This is a genomic window from Microcoleus sp. AR_TQ3_B6, assembly GCF_036702785.1.
Taxonomy (GTDB): domain Bacteria; phylum Cyanobacteriota; class Cyanobacteriia; order Cyanobacteriales; family Microcoleaceae; genus Microcoleus.
Genome location: NZ_JAUBVJ010000005.1, coordinates 54717 through 62050, shown reverse-complemented (window position 1 = coordinate 62050; position 7334 = coordinate 54717). Strand labels below are relative to the sequence as shown.

Below are 7334 nucleotides of genomic sequence, written 5' to 3'. Positions count from 1 at the left end.
CACCCCCGTGCTAATTCTTGTACTGCTGCACCTCGCACATTCCCATTATCGTCTGATTGAGCCAGTTGTTTGAGAATTGGTAAGGTTTCTGGGTCATCTTTCCACCAGCGTGCTAATTCTTGTACTGCTGCTTGTCCCGCAGCCCAATTATCGTCTGATTGAGCCAGTTGTTTAAGAATGGATAAGGTTTCTGGGTCATCTTTCCACCCCCGTGCTAATTCTTGTACTGCTGCACCTCGCACATTCCCATTATCGTCTGATTGAGCCAGTTGTTTGAGAATGGGTAAGGTTTCTGGGTCATCTTTCCACCCCCGCGCTAATTCTTCGACTGCTGCACGTCGCACATTCCCATTATCGTCTGATTGAGCCAGTTGTTTGAGAATTGGTAAGGTTTCTGGGTCATCTTTCCACCCCTGTGCTATTTCTTGGACTGCTGCACCTCGCACAAAAGAATTATCGTCTAATTGAGCGCGTTGTTTGAGCCAAGGTAAGGTTTCCGGGTCATCTTTCCAAGTTGCTGCAACTGCTGCTACTGCTTGTCTGTGAATTTTATAAAATAGGAATTGGTTAACTTCTCGAAGTATAGAACGAGTGATATTTTTGTATTTAGTTAACTCTTTAACTCGCTCGCGCAAATTCCTAGCAATAGGAGCGATCGCATTTCTATTCTTGACTTCAGAAACACACTGCGCTGCCAAAAACAGATTGCTAAATTGGTCCGATTCCCCATTTTCACCAATCAAATATTCCAGGATGTCACCTGTAAATTTAGCATCCAGCATTCCCGCCATTAAACGCAACACTTCATGCCAAGACTCATCTCGCCAATGCTCTCGAAAAACTTCAATCAAACCATCTAAATCAAGCGTTTTTTGTTTTTCAAATTGACGGACAAACTCCCAAGCACAAAAATATTCCAAAAACGTGCGGTGGACAAAAGCAAAATAATCTTCATTGTATCCACCCAAGAAGCACAAGATAAAATTGCGATCGCGCAGTTGGTCTACCATCAACTTAGCACAAGCAGTTGCCCCAGTTCCCATCAAGCCGCTCAATGAATCAGTAATAGTTTGCCGCAAATCCTCGCGACTAATAATATTTCCGGCTAATCCTTTGCCGCTAGACTGCATTGTGTAGGCAATTCGCCCGCAGATACTTTGTTTGACTTCTTCATCAATTAGATAAGGGTCAACTCTGTCATTATTTAGTTTTTCTTTCACTTCAAAGTCCCATTTATGCAGCAGCACTTTTGATGCTTCTTCATAGAGTTTCGCCCGAAAGCGCGGTAACTCCTGATTGCGATTGAGAATTGCCATCATTGTCAGCAACAGCGGATTTCCGGCTAATTCTCGAATTGAATTCGATGCCGCAATCGCTTGCTGCAAGCGTTCTAAAAGAGCCGCTTTTTTTAATCGATCTATTAATGTCAAATCGTGCCACTTCTGAAGAAAAATTTGAATCTGTTCCGGTTCAAAATCTTGCAGCATAAAGTGATGAAATCCGGCATTTTTCAGCCGCTGCTGCTGGTAGCCAATAACGCGAGAAGTAACGATGGTTTTCACCGTTGGATATTTTTGAGTGAAGCTATGAATTTGGTCAACAATTCGATTGCGTTTTTCCAACTCAAACACTTCATCTAGCCCGTCAAACATGACGACAGCGCGGCCCGCTTGCAGCCATTCGTGCAGGGTGTTTTTGTCTAAATGGTCGATCCGACTAGAGTCGCACTCGATAAATTCTAGAAAATTATCGCACTTTTTTTCATCTTGACTGCGATTGTATTTCCGCAATTCAATCAGTAAGTGAATTGGGTGCAATGACAACTCATTGGCAGATAATTTTGCCCACTGAAGCGCCAGATATTTTAACAGCGTAGATTTCCCCGAACCCGGATCGCCTAGAATTACTAGATAACGGTAAGTGACATCATCAATCACGTCGAGCACTGAGCGAGTTTGCTGTTGAGTATAAGCTTTTTGGTAGCGTTCCAAATCTTCTGGACTTACTTCGGCGGCTATGTCCCCCCGTTCCCGCAATCGCTTTTGAATCTCCTTGGGCAATTCATAATCTTTGGGCAAATATTCCTGACACGATCGCGCGTTTTGGGGAATAAATATTTCTTTAATTGTCAGTTTTCCTTCGTATTCTCCAGACCTCTTATCTAAATTGTCTAAATTCAACGAATATTCATATAGTTCTCGCAGTCCTTCTTGATAACTTGCTAAGTTAAATTCAGCCGGAATCGGAGCAATTGTTGCGAGACTGCGCTCCATGCTGGCAAATTGATTGGTGTTTAAAATTTGTCGCAGTTCGGCATTTTGCTGGATAATTGATTGAACGCTTTTCAGATACTTTTCTGCGACTTGTTCCCAACTAAACGTATCGGGAAGCGAGGAAACGGGTTTTCCCTGTAAAAAATTAGCAGGTACAATCCAAGTCAACGTGGGCAAATTCTGTCGCAGCCAATGTTGCAAGCGCAAATTTTGCCAGTGCTGAGCTAAAATACCAGTGTCTAAATATTTACAAGTGCCTTGAAACGCAGTTCCCAAAACTTGCCTGACATCGGGTTGTTTGAGAAATTGGCGTAACGGTTGCAAGTATTGCTGGATCTGTTTTTTATCTAAATTTGATTGTTTTAATTCCTGCTCGAATGATTCAATAAAAGCTTTAAGTGCCTCGCGAACAGAATTTTGAGCGAAGGGCTTTTTGGCAAGTTCTTCAGCTCCTTGAATCCAACCTTTAAAAAAATCTTTAACGTAATCTTTCACAGCTTCTTTCGCCATTTCCGGCAAAAAAGCTTGCACCAACCAACTCGCACCCACAGTCACAGCCCCAATCACTGGATCTACCATTGCTTTTTGCTCGATCGCCTTTAATATTCAACATTATACCGCGACTTAAAATTTGAGCTATGGCTAAGGACGCGCTGTGTATATTTCTAGGACTTACGCATAAATATCAAAGAAACCGGGTTTTTCATCAGTTAAAGGCTTTGATGCTGCGTTTTCCGAAAAAACCCGGTTTCTGAGTAATCGGTAATTTTGAGGAACCACTGCCGCAATAATTTGCGATCGACTTTGGCACCAAAACGCCCGGAACAACCTTCGTTATCTACTTGTTCGTTTGCTAAGCTGGTTTTACCAACCATCTATGTTTAAAACCCATAATCTCATCAACTCGCCCCACCCAACGACTCCTAAAATTATAAAAAATGCCGATCGCCGATCGAATATATCGCTCATTTGCCTTCTAACTGGGTCAATTTTTCCTGGGCAAATTCGCGGAGTTTTGGATCGCGATCGTTCTGGGCACGATCGCGCACAAGTTCTAAAGTTTCAGGGCGATCGGCATATAGCTCGATCGTAGCAGCAAGAGCTGCTTGCCGGGGGTTATCTTGCCACTCATCCTCGCGATCGAAGGGGTCATGGATAGCAACATCGCCCAATAATTCAAATATCCCAGACTCATCCTTCCACCCCCGTGCTAATTCTTGAACTGCTGCACGTCGCACATTCGCATCATCGTCTGATTGAGCCCGTTGTTTGAGCCAAGGTAAGGTTTCCGGGTCATCTTTCCACTCCCGTGCTATTTCTTGAACTGCTGCACGTCGCACATCCCAATTATCCTCGGATTGAGCCAGTTGTTTGAGCCAAGGTAAGGTTTCTGAGTCATTTTTCCACCCCCATACTAATTCTTGAAGTGCTGAAAGTCTCACAGCAGAATCATCATCATATTGAGCCAGTTGTTTGAGGATAGGTAAGGTTTCTGGGTCATCTTTCCACGCACGTACTAATTCTTGAAGTGCTGACAATCGCACAGTCCAATCATCGTCATATTGAGCGCGTTGTTTGATATTAGGTAAGGTGTCCGGGTCATCTTTCCACCCCGGTGCTATTTCTTGTACTCCTGAAATTACCACATCCGAATTATTTTCTGATTGAGCGTGGGGAATAAAATTTTCTCTAACTGTTAGTTGTTCTTCGGAGTCTCCCGACCTAGTATCTAAATTACCTAAATTCAAATATTCATCTTGTTCTCGCCGTTTTTGTTGATAACTTTCTAAGTTAAAATCAGCCGGAATAGCGTCACTATCTGTCAAAGGTTCCACGATGCCGTCCAAATTTTCAGCATTCAGAATTTCTCGTAGTTCTGCATTTTGCTGTATAATTAATTTAACACTTGCCAGATATTTTTCTGCCACTTGTTCCCAACTAAACGCAAGGGGCAGCGAGGGAGTTGGTCGATCCTTAAGAAGATTAGAAGGTACGAGCCGAGTCAACGTGGGCAAATTCCGTCGCAGCGGATGCTGTAAGGTCAAAGTTTGCCAAGAATCAGCTAAGATAGCAGTATTTAAAACCTGACAATTCCTTTGAAACGCACTTCCCAAAACTTGCGGCAGTGGAGGTTGTTTCACAAATTGTTTTAAAGGTTGCAGATATTGCCGGATCTGTTTTTTATCTAAACCCGATCGCTCTAATTCCTCCTCGAACCCTATGAGAAAGTCGGTCAGGGCACCGAGAACAGCATTTTGAGCGAAGGGCTTTTTAGCAATTCCTTCAACATCTTTAATACAATCTTTAAAAAAATCTTTAACGTAGTCGTCTAAAGCTGCTTTAGCCAATTCCTGTAAAATCGGCCCTACCAACAACCAACCCAAACCCGCGCTGACTGGATCTATCATTGCTTTTTGCTCGATTTGTATGGTTATATTTGAAATATTATAGCGAAGCTGAAAAGTTTAGGTACGGGTCAGGACGCGAGACGATCGCCCATAAATATCAATAAATATCAACTTAATGCACTTTCCCGCACTCCGGCAGCAGTTTAAACCCCTGCCGGAGAGTGAAAAAGCGCATAATTCTGCAGCTTACCTTGTCGGCGGCTTACTGTCAGTCGTTAGCGCAGCCCTCGAAGAGGATCGCACTTTCCGGCGAATCAGCACACTCATCACCTGCTTCGGATTTGCCGCCCGCTGTAGGGGGCTCCAATCGCCGACTTTAGCAAATCCCAGCCGGTACAAAGTAAGAATCGTTTCCCTCACACCCTGGGGCGAACCCACAAGCGTTACCAGCAGCACATCCTGTTCCGATACTGCTGCAGGCTCGGAATTGGGGCGAGCAGATTCGTTTTCGTCGGGGACGAATTCCTGTGACATATTATGTTCTCCTGACTTTGGGTTTTCTAGGAAAACCCAAAAATCCAGCCGCCCCGCATTTCAACACACAGCAGGGCGGCCACAGAGAATGTTAAGATACTCCGTTAGCCTCCAGACTGGTGTACTCAGTTTGGCGGTTATGCTGTCCATTGCTGTTCCCGCAGCTTTGGGCAGTGCAACTAGATTTTTGGGCGACGCGGGCTGCCTCCTCTACAAGCAAAGCAACCTTACACTTAAAAGCGTAGCCGCAAATGGGGGCCAACGTCAATCGATTTTAGATTTTAGATTTTAGATTTTAGATTGGAGATTTTAGATTTTAGATTTTAGATTTTAGATTTTAGATTTTAGATTTTAGATTTTAGATTTTAGATTTTAGATTTTACCGAGCTCCAGCGTGGCAGAGCAGATGGGCTCTGCCTCCGTCTTGTTGAGAGTGTTTTGATGCGGAATTGGGTAATTATCAGATTAGAATCAATTTCAGAAGTGCGATCGACCCCGCTATCATCTGCTGTTTCCCCCCGGAGAACATACAGCAGATTCCACGTCGATCAAGTACACCCGTCAAGCATTCAATCGCTGTAGGGAAACGGCACGGCGCCGTGTCCTCTATCGAAAGCTATGTACCTCACTTACCTAAAAAATGCTGTATTTAAAATAGCGAGCAGCGGCGCTTTAAAGCTTCGTCCAAAAGAGTTTTGTACAGTTTTTCCTTAACAGTATAAGCTCCGAATCTTTCCAAGTGGGGATTGTTCATTTGAGCGTCGAAAAGCAGATAAGATCGATCGCGCAATCTCTCCACCAACTTCACCATCGCCACCTTAGAACCCTCGGGAATTCGGTAAAACATCGACTCCCCAATAAACGCACCGCCTATAGACAATCCTAAAATACCGCCCGCCAATTCATCCCCGCACCAAGTCTCGAAGCTGTAAGCCCAACCGGCCTCATACAAAGCCCAGTAAATCTTCTTGAGTTCGTTAGAAATCCAAGTAGTTTCGCGATCGGCACAACCCTCAACCACCGCCCCAAAATCGCGGTTCACAGCCACCGAAAATCGATTTTGATTTATTTGGCGGCGCAGGGATTTCGGATAGGTAAATCTTTCATCCAGAGGAATCAGCGCCCGCTGGCGACTCGAATACCACCCCAAACTCTCCTCCCCGTCATTTGCCATCAAGAAGTAGCCTTGGGCATATCCTTGTATAATTGTCGGTATATCATATTGCATATATTTATCAGTTCTCATTTGTCAATTGACTCGGAAAAGTCAACATTAGCAATTAGGAATAATCATGTCTGAAACCATCGAGCCTATTACCTTACCGCCCGCCAAAAACCCTGAGCAAGAAGGCCAATGGCTCCAACAAACGCTGCTGGCATGGCTAGACTCCGAGTTTATCCCAGAAGCAGCCAACCAGCAAATAGCTAAAAGAGCTGCCCAAATCTATGTCCGCCAGCGTATGGAAGGCGAAAATGACGTGGGCAGCCTCGTAATTGCGATCGTCACCGAAATGCAGGCCTATGATTTTTCTAAAAGCTTCTACGGCGAATTTGCGATCGCCAACGCCGTCAGCGACTTGTTACTCGACAGTCTCGGCATTGATAAATGCTGCGGCCAGTGAAGCAAGAAGGAGAAAAATTTAACTCATAAGTCTGAAACAAAAATCAACCCCAAACATAATCCTGCCGATTAATTGTGAGTTTTTTTCTTCCTTCTTCCTTCTTCCTTCTTCCTTCTTCCTTCTTCCTTCTTTCTTCGTGCTACCAGCTAGACTTCACAACACCGGGCAAAAGACCTTCGTGAGCCATTTCTCGCATCACGTTGCGAGACAGTCCGAAGTCACGATAGAAACCTCTGGGGCGTCCAGTTGCCCAGCAGCGGTTCCGCAAGCGAGTCCGCGAACTGCTGCGAGGTAGCTGTTGCAGTTGGCGGTGAATCGCCATTTTGTCCATCTGATTGGTAGCTTGGTCAAACTGATCTTTCAGGTCTTCCCGCTTGTCGGCGTACTTGTCTACGAGTCTCTGGCGCTTTTTCTCGCGCTCGACCATGCTCTTCTTAGCCATAATCTGTTGATATCCTTAGATTAATCACAATCTACTATTTTACTATATTTTTGTCATTTTGGATAACTTTTATTTGAATTATTTCTTTTGTCAACAAGATTTTTAGCAACAGGCT

8 protein-coding genes are annotated in these 7334 nt (G+C 44.4%); 1 reads left to right on the top strand and 7 read right to left on the bottom strand.

Annotated elements, in window-relative coordinates:
• From QUB56_RS04225 to aat, 6 genes are all read right to left on the bottom strand, one after another.
• On the bottom strand, positions 1-2852 hold a 2852-nt coding region (locus QUB56_RS04225), incomplete at its 3' end, for a HEAT repeat domain-containing protein (protein ID WP_332953444.1).
• Positions 2853-2983: 131 nt separating this feature from the next.
• Positions 2984-3148: a hypothetical protein gene (locus tag QUB56_RS04220; protein ID WP_332953443.1), complete on the bottom strand. Its 165-nt coding sequence runs from the start codon at positions 3146-3148 to the stop codon at positions 2984-2986.
• Positions 3149-3238: 90 nt separating this feature from the next.
• Positions 3239-4681, bottom strand: a complete 1443-nt coding sequence (locus QUB56_RS04215) for a HEAT repeat domain-containing protein (protein ID WP_332953441.1) — start codon at positions 4679-4681, stop codon at positions 3239-3241.
• Between the two features lie 186 nt (positions 4682-4867).
• A complete protein-coding gene (locus QUB56_RS04210) occupies positions 4868-5155 on the bottom strand; it encodes a hypothetical protein (protein ID WP_332953439.1) in 288 nt (95 codons plus the stop codon).
• Positions 5156-5246: 91 nt separating this feature from the next.
• Complete coding sequence (locus QUB56_RS04205; protein ID WP_332953437.1) at positions 5247-5423, bottom strand: hypothetical protein; 177 nt, start codon at positions 5421-5423, stop codon at positions 5247-5249.
• A gap of 381 nt (positions 5424-5804) precedes the next feature.
• Positions 5805-6401: a leucyl/phenylalanyl-tRNA--protein transferase gene (aat, locus tag QUB56_RS04200; RefSeq protein WP_332953436.1), complete on the bottom strand. Its 597-nt coding sequence runs from the start codon at positions 6399-6401 to the stop codon at positions 5805-5807.
• Between the two features lie 46 nt (positions 6402-6447).
• Here aat and QUB56_RS04195 point away from each other — a divergent pair, with 46 nt between their 5' ends.
• The gene (locus tag QUB56_RS04195; protein ID WP_332953433.1) at positions 6448-6777 is read left to right on the top strand and encodes a hypothetical protein; all 330 of its coding nucleotides are present in this window, start codon (positions 6448-6450) and stop codon (positions 6775-6777) included.
• A gap of 139 nt (positions 6778-6916) precedes the next feature.
• Here QUB56_RS04195 and rpsN read toward each other — a convergent pair whose 3' ends face one another.
• A complete protein-coding gene (gene rpsN, locus QUB56_RS04190; protein ID WP_332953431.1) occupies positions 6917-7219 on the bottom strand; it encodes a 30S ribosomal protein S14 in 303 nt (100 codons plus the stop codon).
• Positions 7220-7334: the final 115 nt, after the last annotated feature.